This is a genomic window from Micromonospora sp. NPDC093277 (assembly GCF_044765245.1).
Classification (GTDB): Bacteria; Actinomycetota; Actinomycetes; order Mycobacteriales; family Micromonosporaceae; genus Micromonospora.
Map to the genome: position 1 here is coordinate 142116 of NZ_JBIWJO010000010.1, position 19164 is coordinate 161279.

Here is a 19164-nt window from a genome sequence, read left to right on the forward strand (position 1 = left end):
AACAAATTGGGGACGACACCCTCGGAGGTCCGCCATGGCACCCAGTCCCACCCCCGCCGACAAGTTCTCCTTTGGTCTCTGGACGGTGGGCTGGCAGGCTCGCGACCCGTTCGGCGACGCCACCCGCCCCGAGCTGGACGCGGTGGAGGCCGTGCACCGGCTCGCCGAGCTCGGCGCGTACGGGATCACCTTCCACGACGACGACCTGGTCCCGTTCGGCGCGGACGCCGCCACCCGCGACGCCCACCTGACCCGGTTCCGCAAGGCCCTCGACGAGACCGGACTGGTCGTGCCGATGGTCACCACCAACCTCTTCACCCACCCGGTGTTCAAGGACGGCGGCTTCACCAGCAACGACCGCGACGTCCGCCGGTACGCGCTGCGCAAGGTGCTGCGCAACGTCGACCTCGCCGCCGAGCTGGGCGCCCGCACCTTCGTCATGTGGGGCGGCCGGGAGGGCGCCGAGTACGACCTGGCCAAGGACGTCCGCGCCGCGCTGGACCGGTACCGGGAGGCCGTCGACCTGCTCTGCCAGTACGTCGTCGACCAGGGTTACGACCTGCGCTTCGCCCTTGAGCCCAAGCCGAACGAGCCGCGCGGCGACATCCTGCTGCCCACGATCGGGCACGCGATGGCGTTCATCTCCACCCTGGCCCGCCCCGAGATGGTCGGGCTGAACCCCGAGGTGGGCCACGAGCAGATGGCCGGGCTGAACTTCGCCCACGGCATCGCCCAGGCGCTCTGGCAGGGCAAGCTGTTCCACATCGACCTCAACGGCCAGCGCGGCATCAAGTACGACCAGGACCTGGTCTTCGGCCACGGCGACCTGCTCAACGCGTTCGCCCTGGTCGACCTGCTGGAGAACGGCGGCCCGAACGGCGGTCCCGCGTACGACGGGCCGCGGCACTTCGACTACAAGCCCTCCCGCACCGAGGACTTCACCGGGGTGTGGGCGTCGGCGGCGGCGAACATGCGCACCTACCTCCTGCTCAAGGAGCGGGCCGCGGCGTTCCGGGCCGACCCGGAGGTGGCCGAGGCGCTGACCGCCAGCAAGGTCGGTGACCTGTCCACGCCGACGCTGGGCAGCGGGGAGAGCTGCGCCGACCTGCTTGCCGACCGCTCCGCGTTCGAGGATTTCGACCCGGAGGCGGCCGGGGCGAAGGGCTTCGGCTTCGTCCGGCTCAACCAGCTCGCCGTCGAGCACCTGCTCGGCGCGCGCTGAGGCGGGCCGCGATGCCGCTCGTCGCCGGGGTCGACTCGTCCACCCAGTCCTGCAAGGTGGTGATCCGGGACGCGGAGACCGGCGCGCTGGTCCGGCAGGGCCGCGCGCCGCATCCCGAGGGCACCGAGGTCGACCCGCACGCCTGGTGGGACGCCCTGCTGGCCGCGATCGACGCGGCCGGCGGGCTGGCCGACGTCGCCGCCGTCGCAGTCGGCGGCCAGCAGCACGGCATGGTCTGTCTGGACGAGGCGGGGCAGGTGGTCCGTCCCGCGCTGCTGTGGAACGACACCCGCTCCGCCGGAGCCGCCCAGGACCTGATCGCCGAGGCGGGCGGCGGCGAGGCCGGCCGGCGGTTCTGGGCCGAGGCGACGGGCAGCGTTCCGGTGGCCAGCTTCACCGCCACGAAGCTGCGCTGGCTGGCCCGGCACGAGCCGGCGAACGCCGACCGGGTGGCCGCCGTGTGCCTGCCGCACGACTGGCTCACCTGGCGACTGGCCGGTGCCCCCGGGCTGGCCGCGCTGCGCACCGACCGGGGTGATGCCAGTGGCACCGGCTACTGGTCCCCGCGGGCCGGTGAATACCGGTTCGACCTGCTGGAACGTGCCTTCGGGCGGCAGCTCGTGGTGCCCACGGTGCTCGGCCCGGCGGAGTCGGCCGGGCTGCTGGATCCGGCGGCGCTCGCGGGCGCGGCGGCCGGGCGCGTGCCGCTCGGCCCGGGCACTGGGGACAACGCCTCCGCCGCGCTCGGCGTCGGGGCCGGTCCGGGTGACGTGGTCGTCTCGATCGGCACCTCCGGCACGGTCTTCGCGGTGGCGGACACCCCCGCCGCGGATGCCACCGGCGCGGTGGCGGGCTTCGCCGACGCCACCGGCCGGTACCTGCCGCTGGTCTGCACGCTGAACGCGGCCCGGGTGCTGGACGCCGCGGCGGCCCTGCTAGGGGTCGGCCACGACGAGCTGAGCGAGCTGGCCCTGGCCACCCCGGCCGGCGCGGAGGGGCTGGTCATGGTCCCCTATCTGGAGGGGGAGCGGACCCCGGACCGGCCCACCGCCACCGGGGCGCTGCACGGCCTCACCCTGGGCAGCGCGACCCCGGGACACCTGGCCCGGGCCGCCGTCGAGGGGATGCTCTGCGCGCTCGCCGACGGGCTCGACGCGCTGACCGAGCAGGGTGCCACGGCCCGCCGGATCATCCTGGTCGGCGGCGGGGCCCGGTCGGCGGCGGTGCGGCGGATCGCCCCGCAGGTCTTCGGCCGGCCGGTGGTCGTGCCGCCGCCCGGGGAGTACGTCGCCGACGGCGCCGCGCGCCAGGCCGCCTGGGTCGCACTGGGCGGCGCGGAGCCGCCGACGTGGTCCGCCGAACCCGTCGAGGTCTACGAGGCGGACCCGGTCCCGGCGATTCGGGCGCGTTACTCCCAGGCACGCGATCTGATCATCGAGCGGGACGCGGACTGAACCGATCCGCTTCGCCGGCGGTGCCCTTCGGGGCACCGCCGGCGCTGTGCTTCCGGTGCCGGCTGTTCCGCCCCAGTTGCGTCCCGCCGGACGCGATGCCCCGACGATAGGCGGCGAGTAGCCCGGCGATATGTCGATGCGTGACTCTCCAGGGAACCTTTGAGACCTGGGAGGAACGTCGATGTCTGCCGGGAATCCGTCAGCCTCCGTGACCCGCCGTCGGACCGGTACGGTTCTGACGGCGGCGCTCGCTGTCGTGGCTGGACTGCTGATCGCACCCGCGGCCTCAGCCGCCCCGTCCGCCCCGTCCGGGTCGACCGCACTCGGCGAGGAGGCCGCCCGCACTGCCGCTCTCGCCAGCCGTCAGCGCGTCGAGGCGACCGCGCTGCGGACCGAGAACACCCAGGTCTTCGCGAACCCCAACGGCACCTTCACCCTTCGACAGTCCGTGGTGCCGGAACGGGTGCGACGCGGCACGGACTGGGTGCCGGTGGACACCACGCTGCAGGCCCGCGCGGACGGCACGGTGGCGCCGGCCGCGACGACGCTGGACATGACGTTCTCCGGCGGCGGCAGCGGGCCACTGGTGCGGCTACGCCGCGACGAGACCGAATTGGCCCTGGCGTGGCCGGGGCGGCTGCCAACGCCCGTCCTCGACGGCAACACCGCCACCTACCGCGAGGTGCTGCCCGGCGTCGACCTGTTGCTCCGGGCGGAGGTCGAGGGCCTCTCCCAGCTGCTGGTCGTCAAGTCCGCTCAGGCGGCCGCGAACCCCGCCCTGCGCCGGCTGCGCTTCGCGACGACCGTCTCCGGCCTGGAGATCCGGGCCGGGCAGGGCGGCAGCCTGTCGGCGATGAACCGGGCGGGGCAGGAGGTGTTCCGGGCCCCGGCGGCGTACATGTGGGACTCGGCCGGGGAGACAGCCGCCGCGGCGGAGCCGGGACAGGCGAGCCTCGGTGCCGCCGTGCTACCCGGCGGCCGGGTGCGCTCGATGGGCATGTCGCTCGCCGCCGACGCGCTGACCCTCGTGCCGGACCATGACCTGCTGTCCGGCCCGGACACCCAATACCCGGTCTATCTGGATCCGGCCTGGTCGGGCAGCCGGCAGGCCTGGACCCAGGTGTGGAGCAACTACCCGACCACCTCCTTCTACAACGGCGCCAACCTCGGCTCCTCGGAGAACGTGGCCCGGGTCGGGTACGACGCCACCGACGGCAAGCTGACCCGGTCGCTGTTCCGGATCGACACCTCCGGCGTGGCGGGCAAGCACGTACTGAAGGCGACCCTGCAGACGTACGAGACGTGGTCCCGGTCGTGCACCACCCGAGAGGTGCAGGTGTGGGAGACCGGAGGGATCTCGTCGGCGACGACCTGGAAGAACCAGCCGAGCTGGATCACCAAGCTGGACGCGAAGAGTGTGGCGAAGGGCTACTCGTCGAGTTGCCCGACCGGCGGGGTGGAGTTCAACGTCACCGCCCATGTGCAGAAGGCAGCCGCCAACAAGTGGACCAGCATCACCGAGGGACTGCGGGCGTCGTCGACGGCGGAGTCCAACAAGGACACGCTGTCGTGGAAGAAGTTCCGCAACAACCCGACCTTCACCATCGACTACAACACGGTGCCGAACGCGCCGACCAACCTCACCACCGACAACTCGACCCTCTGCACCGCCGGCTCGGGGCGGCTGGTGCTGGGCACCGCGACGCCGACCCTGCGGGCCACCGTCAGCGACGCGGACAACGCGGTCAAGGCCCACTTCGAGTGGTGGACCGCGAGCGGCTCGGCGGCGGTCGGCAGCTACACGTCACCGACGGTGGCCGGCAAGACCCCGACGGTCGTGGCGGTCACGGTGCCCGCAGGGGCGTTCGGCAACGGTGCGGTCGCCAAGTGGCGGGTACGCGCCGAGGACGGCACCGACAGCAGCGCCTGGAGCGCGTTCTGCGAGTTCCAGGTGGACGTCACCCGCCCGCCGATCCCCACCGTCACCTCCTCCGGCTTCCCGGACAACGGTGAGTCGAACGCCGTCATGGGTGCCAACCTGGCGGTCACCCTGGGCCCGAACGGCGGCAGCGACGTGTCGTACTACGACTACAGCGTCAACGGAGACGTCACCGCGCTGAACAAGAAGGCGACGCCCGCCGCGGGCACCTCGCCGGTGAACATCACGGTGGTGCCCGACAGGTTCGTCAACTGGATCCATGTGCGAGCCGTGGACAAGGCGGGGAACCGCTCCGAAGTCGCCACCGTGGTCTTCTACGCCACCGAGCCGTCCGGGCCGGTCGCCGACTGGCCGCTGGACGACACCGGTGATCGCACCGTCGCCGAGGACATCGCGGGCGGGCATCACGCCACGCTCGCCGGCGGCGCGTCCTGGACGGAGGGGGTGACCGGCGGCGCGCTGAACCTGGACGGTGCCACCGGGTACGCCACCACCACCGACCTGGTTCCGGACACCACCAGGTCCTTCTCGGTGAGCGCCTGGGTCCGCCTGGACCGGACCACCAAGAACGGGGCGGCGATCTCCCAGCCCGGCAGCCGGGGCGCGGCGTTCCTGCTCTACTACTCCGCCACCTACCAGCGGTGGGAGTTCAAGCGGATGAACGCGGACAGCGACTCGGCCACCACCATCCAGGCGGCCTCGACCACCACGCCGGTGGCCGGCGAGTGGTACCACCTGATCGGGGTGTACGACGCGCCCGCGCAGCAGCTTCGGCTCTATGTCAACGGCGTGCTGGAGGGCACGACCAGCTACACCACGCCGTGGAACAGCAGCGGCCCGATACAGCTGGGCCGGTCGAAGTGGAAGGGCAACTTCACCGACTACTGGCCCGGGGATCTTGACGCCGAGCGGTTCTACGACCGGGTGCTGCTGCCCGGTGAGATCCAGCAGGTGCCGCGCCTGACCGGGCGTTGGAAGCTGGACGAGACCTCGGGCACCACCGCCGCGGACTCCGTCGGCGGGCATCCGGCGACATGGTCGGCCACCGGCGTGACCCGCACCGCCGGCGTCAGCGGCAACGCGGTCCAGCTCGCCGACGGAGTGCTGAGCACCACCGCCCCGGCGATCCGGACGGACGGCAGCTACACCGTGACCGCCTGGGTCCGGCCGGGCGCGCTGACCAAGAACGGCATCGCGCTCAGCCAGGACGGTGGCAGCGTCGGTGGCGCCAACCTCGGCTGGTCGTGGGACGCCGCGGCCGGAACGTACCGCTGGTCGATCCGTACCCCCGTGGGCGACTCGGCCTCGGCCGAGGTGCGGGAGGCGGTGGACCAGTTCGGCGTTCCGACCGTGGGTGCTTGGACCTTCCTCGCCGGCGTGTATGACGCGCAGGCGCACGCGCTGCGGCTCTACGTGGACGGTGAGTTCGTCGCCGAGACGTACTTCGCGGGCACCTGGCAGGCCGGCGGCGCGGTGCGGATCGGCCGGGGACGGGCCGGGGTGACGTTCGACCAGTACCTCACCGGTGCGGTGGACGACGTCCGGACGTACGCGGGACCGCTGAGCGACCAGGCGATCTGGGACCTGTCCACGGCGCGGGCCGGGTAGGGCACCGGAACACGAACGGAAGGAATCGGCGATGAGAACGATCGTGACGCGCCGTGGTCGTCGGCGACCTACGCGGCAGCGACGGCTGACTGTGGCGATGGCCAGTGTGCTCGCGTCCGCGCTGGCGGCCGGGGCGCTGGTCGTGCCCGCGAGATCCGCCGCGGCGGCCCCGCTGCCGTGGAAGCCCGACGTGGCCCGGGAGCGGCCGGTGCCCGGCAAGGACCTGACGCCCGCGGCGTCACGGCCATCCAGCGCGGGGCGGCGAGTGACGCCCGCCGCGGCCTGGCCGGCCCCCGGCGTCGTCGAGGTGGCGTTGCCGCCGAATTTGGCCGGGCTCTCCGCGGCGGACCGAAAAGACGCGCTGGCGGGCGGCCTGTCCGCGCCGGTGCGGGCGGCCCGGGTCCGCGCCGGCAGCCTGCCGGTGCGGGTCGGCGCGATCGGCGCCGGCCAGCCGGACGGCCTGCGGGTGGAGGTGCTCGGCCAGGACGTCGCCCGCCGGGCCGACCTCGCCGGGCTGCTGCTCACCCTCGCCACCACCGGCAGCACCGGCAGCACCGGCAGCACCGGCACCGGCGGGGTGTCCGTCGAGCTGGACTACTCGGCATTCCGCGACGCGTACGGCGGCGACTGGGGGTCGCGGCTGCGCCTGGTGCGGCTCCCGGCGTGCGTGCTGACCAGCCCGGAGCGTTCGGAGTGTCGCGCTGGCACGCCGCTGGCGACCCGTAACGACGCCCGGTCCGGGCGGTTGACCGCCGACGTCCCGGTCGGGGCCACCGCGAGCGTCTTCGCGGCCACCGCCGCCCCGTCCGGCAGCGCGGGGGACTACAAGGCGAGTTCGCTGTCGGCGTCGTCGTCCTGGGAGGCCGGCGGCTCGGCCGGTGACTTCGCCTGGTCGTATCCGCTGGCGGAGGTGCCCGCGTTCGGCGGCCCGGAACCCGACATCACCCTGGCCTACTCGTCGGGCAGCGTGGACGGGCGGACGGTGTCGACCAACAACCAGTCGTCCTGGGTCGGTGAGGGCTGGGACCTCAGCGAGGGCTTCATCGAGCGGCGGTACGGGGCGTGCTCCGATGACGTGTCGTTCACCCCGAAGCCGTGGGATCTGTGCTGGCAGGTCGACAACGCCTTCCTCTCCCTCGGCGGGCGCACCGTGGAACTGGTGAAGGACGACAGCACCGGCGCGTGGCATCCGCGCAACGACGACGGCTCGCGAGTGGAGAAATTGACCGGCGCCACGAACGGGGACAACGACGGGGAGTATTGGAAGATCACGTCCCGGGACGGCACGCAGTACTTCTACGGGCTGAACCGGTTGCCGGGCTGGACCACCAACGCCGCCGTGACCGAGTCGGCGTGGACGGTGCCGGTCTTCGGTGACGACAGCGGTGAGCCGTGCCACGCCAGCACCTTCGCGGCCTCGTACTGCACCCAGGCGTGGCGGTGGAACCTGGACTACGTCGTGGACCCGAACGGCAACGCGATGTCGTACTGGTACACGAAGGAGTGGAACTACTACGGCCGCAACCTGACCGCGTCGGCCGGCACGGCGTACGTTCGCGGCGGCTACCTGGGCCGGATCGACTACGGGCAGCGGGCGGACACGATCTACTCGGCCGCAGCGCCGATGCAGGTGGTCTTCGGCATGGAGGAACGGTGCGCCGACGGGGCAACCTGCGGCACCGGTGCGATCACCAAGGACACCGCGAAGAACTGGCCGGACGTGCCGTACGACCAGAACTGCGACTCCGGCGCGAGCTGCACCGACCGGTACGCCCCGACCTTCTGGACCCGCAAGCGCCTCAAGAGCGTCACCACCCGCGTCGCCGGTTCCGGCGACGTGAACATCTGGACGCTGGGCTACCAGTTCCGCGCCCCGGGCGACGGCACGGCGCCCTCGCTCTGGCTCGCCTCGATCAACCGGGCCGGCAAGGTCGGTGGCAGCCTGACCCTGCCGGCGGTGACCTTCGAGGGGGTGCAACTGGAGAACCGGGTTGACGCGCTCGAAGGCATACCACCGCTGTACAAGTGGCGGTTGACCGACATTTACGATGAATCCGGTGGGCACGTGCGGGTCAACTACTCGGGCCGGGAGTGCACCCGAGCGGCCGCCCCGACCCCGGACACGAACACGAAGCGTTGTTTCCCGCAGTACTGGGTGCCGGATGGAGCGTTGCAGCCGCAGCTCGACTGGTTCCACAAGTACGTCGCGGTGCAGGTGCTTGAGGACGACCAGTCGGGCGTCGCCGGGATCGAGCAGACCGACTACGAGTACCTCGGCGGTGGCGCCTGGCACCAGAACGACAACGAGTTGACTCCGGCGAAATACCGGACCTGGGGCGAGTGGCGCGGCTACGGCAGGGTCCGGGTGACCCACGGTGCGTCCGGCGGAGTGCGCTCGCAGCACGAGACGCTCTACCTGCGCGGCATGGACGGGGATGCGTTGAGCTCCGGCACCCGCAGCGTGTCGGTGACCGACTCGGAAGGGGTGTCGATCGCCGACCACCGGGCGTTGGCGGGTTTCACCCGGGAGAGCACCACCTACGACGGGGCCGGCGGAGCCGTGCTGACCGGCGAGATCAACGACCCCTGGGTCTCGGCGGCCACCGCCACGCACGGCTCGGTGAAGGCGTACCTGACCGGCGTCGCGAAGACACGCAGCCGCGTCGCGCTCTCCGCCGGCGGCTGGCGGCGTACCGAGGTCCAGACCAGCTACGACTCGTACGGGCTGCCGACGATGATGAACGACCTCGGTGACACCTCGACGAGCGCCGACGACGAGTGCAACCGCACCACGTATGCCCGCGACACGGCGAAGTGGATGATCGACTACGAGGCGCGGGTGGAGCGGGTCGCGGTGGCGTGCACGGTGACGCCGTCCCGCCCGGCGGACGTCCTCTCCGACCAGCGGACCTTCTACGACGGCTCGACCACGTTCGGGACGGCGCCGACCAGGGGCGACGAGACCCTGACTCAGGAGTTGGCCTCGTACTCGGGCGACACGCCGGTGTACGTGCAGGCGTCGCGGGCGACGTACGACAGCTACGGGCGCACCCTGGACACGTTCGACGAGCTGAACCGCAAGACCAGCACCGTCTTCACACCGGCCACCGGCCCGGTCACCGCGACCACGGTCACCAACCCGCTCGGGCACGCCACTGCCACGACGTTCGAGCCGGCGTGGGGCGTCGAGACCGCGATCGTGGACCCGAACGGCCGGCGTACCGACCTGACCTACGACCCGCTCGGCCGATCCACCGGGGTCTGGCTCCCCGACCGGTCCAAGGCTGGCGGCGCCACCCCCACCATGAAGTTCTCCTACCTCATCCGGGCCGACGCGCCCAACGTGGTCACCACCCAGACGATTCGCGACGACGAGAAGTACGACACCGAGTACGCGTTCTACGACGGCCAGTTGCGGGAGCGTCAGACTCAGCAGCCCGCCGCGGGCGGCGGCCGGATCGTCACCGACACCTTCTACGACTCCCGGGGCCTGGAGGTGAAGAGCAACGCGGCCTACTGGACCGAGGGCACCGCCGGCACCACCCTGTTGACCGTCGCCGACAACGCGGTGCCGGCCCAGACCCGGACCGTCTACGACGGCGACGAGCGGGAGACGGCGGAGATCTTCCTCTCCTTCGGCGCGGAGAAGTGGCGCACCACCACCAGCTACGGCGGCGACCGCGTCTCGGTCACTCCGCCGACGGGCGGGACGGCCACCACGACGATCACCGATCCGGAGGGCCGGACGGCCGAGCTGCGTCAGTACTCCGGCGGTACGCCGAGCGGCGGTTACGACGCCACCCGCTACACGTACACCAGGGCTGGTGAGCTGGCCAGCGTGACCGACCCGGTGGGCAACGCCTGGCGGTACACGTACGACATCCGGGGCCGCAAGGTGCAAGAGGAGGACCCGGACAAGGGCACCACCACCTACACCTACGACGACGCCGACCAGATGCTGACCACCACCGACGCACGCGGCGCCACCCTGTCCTATGCGTACGATTCGCTCGGTCGCAAAACCGCCATGTACGCCGGGTCGGTTTCCGGTCCGAAGCTGGCGGAATGGACCTACGACACCCTGACCAACGGGATCGTGGTGAAGGGGCAGGCCGCCTCGTCCACCCGGTACGTCAACGGCAACGCCTACACGACGTCGGTCAACGGCTACGACTCCCGCTACCGCTCGCTGGGTACCACGGTCACCATCCCGGCGGCGGAGGGCAAGCTGGCCGGCAGCTACCGGGTGAACACCGGGTACACGGCGACCGGTAACCCCTTGTCCGTCTCGTACCCTGCGGCCGGTGGCCTCGTGTCGGAGACCCTGCGGTACACCTACGATGCGGACGGCCGGCTCCAGACGGCCCAGACGGGTCTGTCTTCCCTGCTCGTCTCGGCCACCTACAGCCCCTACGACGAGCCGTTGCAGTACACGATGGCGGCGGTGTCAGGCAAACAGGTCGCGCAGACGTTCTTCTACGACGACGCGACCCGCAAGCTCAGCCGTGCGCTGGTGGATCGCAACGTGTCGCCGCTGCACCTGGCCGACGTCAAGTACACCTACGACGGCGCCGGCAACGTCACGCGGATCGCCGACACCCCCTCCGGCGGCTCGGCCGACACCCAGTGCTTCCGGTACGACCACCTGCGCCGGCTCACCACCGCTTGGACGGCGACCGACAACTGCGCGGCCGCGCCGGCGGTGGGCGTTCTCGGCGGGCCCGCGCCCTACTGGCAGTCCTGGACCTACGACAAGACGGGCAACCGGCTCACCGAGACCAACTACAACCCGACCACCGGTGCCGGGACCACCAGCGCCTCGACCTATCCGGCTGCCGGTTCGGCCCAGCCGCACGCCCTTTCGACCGTGACGACCGGTGGCCAGACGAACAGCTACCGCTACGACGCGACCGGCAACACCATCGGGCGTACGGTCGGCGGCTCCGGCCAGACCCTGGCCTGGAACACCGAGGGGGACCTGGCCTCGGTCATCGAGGGCGGCAAGGCCACCGAGTTCCTGTACGACGCCGACGGGGACCGGTTGATCCGTCGCGAGCCGGACGCTGTCACCCTCTACCTCGACAACATGGAGCTGCGGCTCGCCAGGTCCACGGACGCGGTGACGGCGACCCGGTACTACGACATCGGCTCGGCCACCGCGGTGCGTTCCACGACAGACGGGCTCTCGTTCGAGGCGGAGGACCAGCACGGGACGGCGCAACTGGCCGTCGACGCGGACAACCTGTCTCTGACCCAGCGCCGCTACCTGCCGTTCGGCGAACTGCGCGGCACGGCTCCGGCGAGTTGGCCGGACCAGAAGGGCTACGTGGGCGGCACGGTCGACGCCACCACCGGGCTGACCCATCTCGGTGCCCGCGAGTACGATCCGGACATCGGCCGGTTCATCTCGGTGGACCCGCTCATCGGCACCGAAGACCCCCAGCAGATGAACGGGTACGCGTACGCCGACAACACGCCGGTCACGATGAGCGACCCGGACGGGCAGTGGCGGCTCCTGCCCGGCGGTCACTACTGCGACGGCTGCGGTGGCTACAACAACCCGCCGCCGAAGAAGAAGGCCACGAAGAAGGCCAAGAAGAAGACCAGCACCAAGAAGTCGAGTGGCTCCTCCTCGGCGGCGCAACACTACTGCGACGGCTGCAACTACTCGAGGCCGGTGTCGTCGTCGCCGGCACGCCACTACTGCGACGGCTGTGACTACATGCGGAAGGCGGCGGAGGCCCGGCGCCTGGCTCGGGAGTACGCCGCCAAGCACGCCCGGGAGGAGGCCGCCCGTAAGGCGCGCGAGGCGCTGGCGAAGAAGGCCCGCGAGGCCGCGGCCAAGGAGAAGCAGAAGCACCAGCGGTGCAAGCTGACCAGCTTCTGGAGCAGCGCCTGCCGCAAGGCGGCCGGGAACGCCATCGGCAAGGGCGCCAAGGCGACCTGGCATGGCGCCAAGGCCGCCGGTGAGTGGGCTTGGCAGAACCGCTCGAACATCCTCGCCGTGTGTTCGGTCGTCGCCACGGTGGTCTGCGGAATCGGGGCGGCGATCAGCAGTGGGTATGACGCGTACCGCGACTTCCGGAACGGCAACTACCGGTCCGGGGCGCTCAATCTGCTCTCCGGGGCGACAGGTGGGCTCGGAGCCGCCTACGGTGGCGCCTCCAAGGTCCTGTATCGAGGCGCGAACAAGGTTGCCGGGCTCCGGGTGCCGAGACTGCCGACCCGGCTCGGTGCCCGGGCCACCGCGGGCATGACCCGGGCCCGGGACCGGGCGGGCGCCGCCCTGTACCGCGGCTACGTGAGCACGGGGTACAAGTCGAATGTCTGGGGCCTGGCCAGTATGGGCGCCGGCGCCGCCAACACCGCGTGGGGGTGGTAGGCGCTGGGCTCTACAGGGGACGGAAGGCGGGCCGCCGGCGGTCGTTGACCACCGGCGGCCCGCCGCATCCCGGCGCGGCCACGATTTCGGGCTCGCGCGCTCCGGCCCACCAACGGCAAGATGGTCGGGTGGCTGAAGCGGGTGGCGGAGGCGACGTGCGGGAGCCGGCGTTCAGCGTTCTGGGCCCGCTGGAGGTACGGGGGCGATCGGGTCCCATCCTGCTGCCGGGCGCCCGGCAGCGGGTGGTCCTGGCCGCGCTGCTGCTGCGGCGCAACCGGGTGGTCTCGGTGGACGAGATGATCGACGGACTCTGGCCACAGTCTCCTCCGGCGACTGCCCGGGAGCAGGTGTTGACGGTGGTGTCGTCGCTGCGCCGCCTGCTCGGCGACACCAGCAGACCGGACGATGACCGGCTGGTGGTCACCCGCAGTCCGGGCTATCTGCTGCGGATCGAGGACGAGCAGCTTGATCTGGCGCGGGTCGAGGAGCTCCTGCGTGATGCGGAGCGGGACGGCCTGCCGGCGAAGGCCAGGGCGGCCGCGTTGCGATCCGCGCTGGCGCTGTGGCGGGGGCCGGAGCTGACCGACGTGCCGGCGCCGTTCGCGGTCACCGAGGCGCACCGGCTGAACGAGCTGCGGTTGGCCACCATGGAGAGGCTGGTCGACGTGGAGTTCGCGCTGGACCGGCACGCCGAGCTGATCCCGGACCTGACTCGGCTGGTGGACGAACATCCGCTGCGTGAGCGACTGCGCGGGCAACTGATGACGGCGCTGGACGCGGTCGGGCGTGCCGCCGAGGCGTTGGAGGTCTATCGGGCCGGACGCCGGCGCATGGCCGATGAACTGGGCATCGAGCCCGGCGCGGAACTGCAGCGGCTGGAGCGGACCATCCTGGTCGGTGCCGAACGTCGCGCCGACCGCGACCAGCGCCAGTCGTCGCCGGTGCCGGACCGGGACGCGTTGGGAACCGCGTCCGGCTCCCATCCGGCTGGTGCGGTCGTGCCCTCGCCGGTCGCGGTTCCGGCCCAGCTTCCCGCGGACATCAGTGACTTCACCGGCCGGGCCGCGGAGGTGGACGAGCTGTGCCGTCGGCTGGCCTCGTCCGGATCGGTGGCGGGCCTGACCGCCGTCCCGGTCGTGATCGTGTCCGGCATCCCGGGTGTCGGCAAGAGTGCTCTGGCCACCCACGTGGGCCACCTGCTGCGGGCGCAGTTTCCGGACGGCCAGTTGTACGTCGGGCTGCACGGGACGCACGACCGGCAGCAGGAGCCGGCGGAGGTGCTGGGCCGGGTGCTCGTGGCCCTGGGCATCCACCGCGCCGCGGTCCCCGACGACCTTGAGGACCGGGTCCTGCTCTACCGCTCGGTCACTGCGGAGCGCCGGGTGCTGGTGGTGCTCGATGACGCGGCGAGCGCCGCGCGGGTGCGTCCGCTGCTGCCTGGCGGCGCGGGCTGTGCGGTGCTCGTCACCAGCCGGTCCGACCTGGCGGATGTGGAAGGTGGATACCACCTCTACCTCGACGTGCTCCCCGACGAGGACGCGTTGGCGCTGCTGAGGGCGACGGCGGGCGCGGAGCGCGTGACGGCCGAGCCGTTGGTCGCCACACGCCTCGTCGAGCTGTGCGGATGGTTGCCATTGGCGGTCCGCATCGTGGGTGCGCGGTTGGCTGCCCGGCCGCACTGGTCCCTGCGCACGCTGGCTGCGCGGTTGGCCGACCAGCACCGCCTGGACGAGCTGCACCACGGCGACCTCGAGGTGCGGGCCAGCCTGGAACTCAGCTTCCGCGGTCTCGACCCGGACGCCGACGCCGCCGCGCAGGTGCTGGCGTTGCTGGCCGCGCCGAGCTTTCCCACCTGGGCCGCCGGGGCGGTGCTGCAGCGGCCCGTCGCGGTCGCGGAGGCGTTGCTCGACCAGTTGGTGCAGCACCACATCGTCGAGTACGCCGGTCAGGACGCCGCCGGGCAGGACCGGTACCGGTTCCACGACCTGGTCGGGCTGCTGCTGCGGGAACGCGCCGAAGCCCGGATCGACGCGGCGAGCCGGTGTACGGCGGTGGTGGCGGGTCTCAACGCCTGGCTCGGTCACGCGCTGTCGGCGATGCGGGGTCTGCCCGACAAGCAGTTCCCGGGGCTGGAGCCGGCGATCAGCGGCACCTCGCCCCTCGACCCGGTCATACGCTCCGTCGCGGCGGGGGATCCCGTCGGCTGGTACGAGGCGGAGAGCGAATCGCTGCTGGCCGGCGTGCGCCAGGCGTACGATCTCGGCCTGGACGAGCTGTGCGCAGCGCTGACGCACGTGCTCGGGCCGTTCCTCGAGATGCGCGGCGCGGTCGACGTCTGGCGGTCGATTAACTCGCTCGCCGAGGCGGCGGCCGAACGTGCCGGTGACCGGCGCATGACGGCACTGGCGATGTTGTACCGCAGCCGGTCCGACGAGTACCGTGCCGTCCCCGACGCCGCCCGCTGCGCGGAGCGGGCTGCGGAACTGTTCGAGGCGCTTGACGACGACTGCGGCCAGGCGCACGCCCTCAACCGGCTCACCTACCTGCATGGTTATCTGGGGCACCTGCCACAGGCTCGGCAGGCCGCGGAGCGAGCCCTCGTGCTGGCCGAGCGGGTTGGCAGCCGCTGGTGCACCGCCCGCGCCCGGCAGCACCTCGGGGCGATCGAACGCGAGCACGGCCGGCTGTGGGAAGCGGAGCAGCAGTTGCGCCGTGCCCTCGACCTGTACACGGCGTGCGACAGCCGGAGCAGCCAGGCCGACGTGCTGAACGGGCTTGCCCGCGTCTATCTCGATGCCGGCCGGATCGAGGACGCGATGGAACTGCTCACAGCAGCCCTGTCGATCTTTCGGGAGTTGCGTGACCCGTACGGTGAGGTGATCACGCTGTACCGGTTCGCGGGCATCCACCTGGCGGCCGGGAGCGACGCGAAGGCCGAGGCCGCAGCCGAGCGGGCGCTGGCCATCGCGGAGGCGATGAGGTATTCGACGGGAATCGCCGAGGCGCTGAGCGTGCTGGCCAGCACGCGTCGTCGGGCGGGGCGGCTGGTGGCGGCGGCCGAGATGCTGGCCTCGGCGATCAGTGCCGGACGTAACGAGGGTGAGCGGTGGCTGGGCAGGGCGCTGTTGACGTTCGGCGACATCCGGGAGGAGCAGGGCGACCACGACGGCGCGCTGGCGGCGTGGCAGGAAGCCGGCGACCTGCTGCACCGGGTCGCCCACCCCAGCGCCCGCGACGCCGACTCGAGGCTGGCCGCCCGGCTTCCGTTGCCCCCGCCGGAGCGGGGCACGGCGTCGCCGGAGGCGCACCGCGACCGGCCGGCGTAGCGGTGGGGGTCTGTGCGGCGGCTGGCGCTCAGTCGAAGATCCTGGTTGGGTGCCACACATGACCATGGGCATGGCGCGGGCGACCCGTGGCGGGGGAACCTTTCATCGGCTTTACAGCGTGGTCGTGTTCGTGGTGCTCGCCTCGCTGGACAACGTGGCGATCGGCCTGGTTCCGCCGCTGTACGGGCCGATCTCCGGCGCGCTGGGGGTGCCGCAACGGCTGCTGGGCCTGGTCACCGCAGTGAGCTTCCTGGTCAGCGCGGTCGCCGCGGTGGCCTGGGCGTACGTGGGCGACCGGACCAACCGCAAGCCGCTGCTCATGCTCGGCACGCTGATCTGGGCGGCCGGCACCGGTGGCAGCGCCCTCGCCCAGCACTACCCGACGTTCCTGATCGCCCAGCTCGTCGCCGCGGTCGGGCTGGGCGCGGTCGGCTCGGTCGGCTTCTCCGTGGTCACCGACCTGATCTCGCCCCGCCGCCGGGGCCTGGTGATGAGCTTCTGGGGGCTGTCGCAGGGCGTCGGCACCCTCGCCGGGACGCTCAGCGGCGGCGTCCTCGGCGCCGCCGACTGGCGTCGGCCGTTCCTGCTGCTCACCGTGGTCGGCCTGGCCGCCACCGTGGCCTACCTGTTCACGTACGACATCCGGCGCGGGCAGAGCGAGCCGGAGCTGGCCGCGGCGTTCGACAGCGGCGCCGAGTACGACTACCGGATCAGCCGGGCCGATCTGTCCCGGATCCTGGGCCGGCGGACCAACCGATGGCTGATCCTCCAGGGGCTGACCGCGCAGGCGGCGTTCGGCTCGCTGGTCTGGCTGCCGGTGCTCTTCGCCCAGCGCGCCGAGGCGCAGGGCTACTCGACGGCCACCGCCGTGGTGGTGGGCAGTGTGTTCGCCACCCTGTTCCAGCTCGGCGGGGTGTTCTCCATCCTGGGCGGGCTGGCCGGTGACGCGCTCCAGCGGCGTACGCCGAGCGGCCGGGCGCTGGTCGCGGCGGTGGGCATCCTCGCGGCCGTGCCGTTCTACCTGGTCCTGTTCCTGGTGCCGATCCGGATCGACGTGCCGAACGGCGGCAGCTCCGGCGCGGTGATCGGCGCGGTGCTGGCGAGCGTGGTCACCGAGCCGACGGTCGGGCTGAGCCTGCTGACCGCCGTGCTGGCGCTGGCGCTCACCTCGGCCAACTCGCCGAACTGGTTCGCGCTGATCGCCGACGTCAACCCGCCCGAGCACCGGGGCACCGTCTACAGCCTGGGCAACCTGGTCAACGGGGTCGGCCGGGCGGCCGGAAACGGCGTGGTCGGGCTGGTCTTCCACGGGCTGCGGGCGGCCTTCCCACCGCCGTTGAACTACGCCGTCGGGCTGGCCGCTTTCCAGCTCTTCTTCATCCCGACCGGCCTGATGTACTGGCTCGCCGCCCGTACCTCGCCGCGGGACATCAAGCAGGTGCGCGACCTCCTGCACACCCGCGCCCAGAGGTAAGGAAGGGCCCTTGTACAACGCGAGACGTTAACAAGGGCCCTTCCTTACCTGCCTCCGTCAGGCGCGGTACCAGACGGTTGCGTCGGTGGGGACGGCGTGGCCGTCCAGCGGGGCGCTGGCCACGAGCACCTCCGCGCCGGCCGGCAGGGCCACCGGTGCAGCGCCGAAGTTGGTCAGTACGGTGAGCCCGGCGTTGGTGAAGGTGAGCACCTCGTCCCCGGAGGAGAGCCAGCGCAGCGGGCCGCCGCCCAGCCCGTGCTCGCGGCGCAGCCGCAGCGCGGTCCGGTACAGCTCGTACGTCGACCCGGGCACCCCGCGCTGCCGGTCCAGGGCGTACTCGGTCCAGATCGGGGGCTGGGGTAGCCAGCTCGCGTCGGTCGGCCCGAAGCCGTACGACGGCGCGTCGGCCTCCCACGGGATCGGCACCCGGCAGCCGTCCCGGCCCCGCTCGGTGTGCCCGCTGCGCTCCCAGGTCGGGTCCTGCCGGGTCTCGTCGGGCAGCGTGGTGTGCTCCGGGAGCCCCAACTCCTCGCCCTGGTAGAGGTATGCGGAGCCGGGCAGGCCCAGCATCAGCAGGGTGGCCGCCCGGGCCCGGCGCAGGCCGAGCGCGGCGTCGGGCTGCGGATCGCCGATGCCGATCCCGTTCGGTCGGGGGGTGCCGACCGGCAGGCCGAGCCGGGAGGCGTGCCGGACCACGTCGTGGTTGGACAGCACCCAGGTGGTCGGCGCGCCGACCGCGTCGGTGGCCTCCAGCGAGCGGGTGATGACCGCGTACTGGGCCGGGGCGGTCCAGGCGGCGAGCAGGTATTCGAAGTTGAACGCCTGGTGCATCTCGTCGGGCCGCACGTAGCGGGCCAGCCGCTCGGCCGGCTCCACCCAGGCCTCGGCGACCAGGATGCGCTCCCCGGGATACCCGTCGAGCAGCCGCCGCCATTCCCGGTAGACCTCGTGCACGCCGTCCTGGTCCCACATCGGCGGGCGGGGCTTGTCCACCTCGTTGCCGGAGAGGATCTCCTGCGGCTCCCGCCAGTCGGCCAGGTCGGCCTGCTTGATCAGGCCGTGCGCCACGTCCACCCGGAAGCCGTCGACGCCCCGGTCCAGCCAGAACCGGAGGACGTCCAGGAACTCGGCGCGTACCTCGGGGTTGTCCCAGTTCAGGTCCGGCTGGCCGGAGTCGAACAGGTGCAGGTACCACTGGCCGTCCGGCAGCCGGGTCCAGGCCGGGCCGCCGAAGACGCTCTGCCAGTCGTTCGGCGGCTCGGCGCCCTGCGGGCCCTTGCCGTCCCGGAAGACGTAGCGCTGCCGCTCTGGGCTGCCCGCTCCGGCGGCGAGGGCTGCCTGGAACCAGCGGTGTGCCGACGAGGTGTGGTTGGGGACCAGGTCGACGATCACCCGCAGCCCGCGCGCCTTCGCCTCGGCGATCATCGTGTCGGCGTCCGGGAGGGTACCGAAGATCGGGTCGACGTCCCGGTAGTCGGCCACGTCGTATCCGGCGTCGGCCTGGGGCGACGGGTAGAACGGTGACAGCCAGAGCGCGTCGACCCCCAGCTCGGCGAGGTGGTCGAGGCGAGCGGTGACACCGGGGAGGTCGCCGATGCCGTCACCGTTCGAGTCGGCGAACGAGCGGGGGTAGACCTGGTAGATGACGGCCTCGGTCCACCAGCCACCGGCCGGTTCCTGTCGCGTCGTGTCCGTGTTCAGAGTCTTCTCCCCTGTGTCGAGCCGCGGCCGTCCGGCGCGGACGGTCGTTCCCGGCCGC

7 protein-coding genes are annotated in these 19164 nt (G+C 72.1%); 6 read left to right on the forward strand and 1 reads right to left on the reverse strand.

All coding sequences use genetic code 11. The features are described from left to right. Nucleotides 1-34: 34 nt before the first annotated feature. From xylA to ACIRG9_RS22550, 6 genes are all read left to right on the forward strand, one after another. Nucleotides 35-1222 (forward strand): xylose isomerase, encoded by a 1188-nt coding sequence (xylA, locus tag ACIRG9_RS22525; protein WP_402859097.1) that lies wholly within the window; start codon nt 35-37, stop codon nt 1220-1222. Nucleotides 1223-1233: 11 nt separating this feature from the next. Then, nucleotides 1234-2676 (forward strand): xylulokinase, encoded by a 1443-nt coding sequence (gene xylB, locus ACIRG9_RS22530; protein ID WP_402859100.1) that lies wholly within the window; start codon nt 1234-1236, stop codon nt 2674-2676. 256 nt (nt 2677-2932) lie between these two features. Then, the gene (locus ACIRG9_RS22535) at nt 2933-6223 is read left to right on the forward strand and encodes a LamG-like jellyroll fold domain-containing protein (RefSeq protein ID WP_402859102.1); all 3291 of its coding nucleotides are present in this window, start codon (nt 2933-2935) and stop codon (nt 6221-6223) included. A 97-nt stretch (nt 6224-6320) separates the two neighbouring features. Then, entirely contained in the window at nt 6321-12605 is a 6285-nt protein-coding gene (locus ACIRG9_RS22540) for an RHS repeat-associated core domain-containing protein (RefSeq protein ID WP_402859105.1), read from the forward strand. Between the two features lie 128 nt (nt 12606-12733). Further along, complete coding sequence (locus ACIRG9_RS22545; RefSeq protein ID WP_402859107.1) at nt 12734-15931, forward strand: AfsR/SARP family transcriptional regulator; 3198 nt, start codon at nt 12734-12736, stop codon at nt 15929-15931. A gap of 58 nt (nt 15932-15989) precedes the next feature. Continuing rightward, nucleotides 15990-17405 (forward strand): MFS transporter, encoded by a 1416-nt coding sequence (locus tag ACIRG9_RS22550; protein WP_402859460.1) that lies wholly within the window; start codon nt 15990-15992, stop codon nt 17403-17405. 57 nt (nt 17406-17462) lie between these two features. Here ACIRG9_RS22550 and ACIRG9_RS22555 read toward each other — a convergent pair whose 3' ends face one another. Beyond that, nucleotides 17463-19106, reverse strand: coding sequence for a glycoside hydrolase family 13 protein (locus tag ACIRG9_RS22555; protein ID WP_402859463.1), 1644 nt, complete (start codon nt 19104-19106; stop codon nt 17463-17465). Nucleotides 19107-19164 lie beyond the last annotated feature (58 nt).

Bases quoted from the DNA above. Each gene is read 5' to 3' on its own strand.
- ACIRG9_RS22540 (WP_402859105.1), top strand. From the start codon at position 6,321: ATGGCCAGTGTGCTCGCGTCCGCGCTGGCGGCCGGGGCGCTGGTCGTG.
- ACIRG9_RS22550 (WP_402859460.1), top strand. From the start codon at position 15,990: ATGACCATGGGCATGGCGCGGGCGACCCGTGGCGGGGGAACCTTTCAT.
- xylB (WP_402859100.1), top strand. From the start codon at position 1,234: ATGCCGCTCGTCGCCGGGGTCGACTCGTCCACCCAGTCCTGCAAGGTG.
- xylA (WP_402859097.1), top strand. From the start codon at position 35: ATGGCACCCAGTCCCACCCCCGCCGACAAGTTCTCCTTTGGTCTCTGG.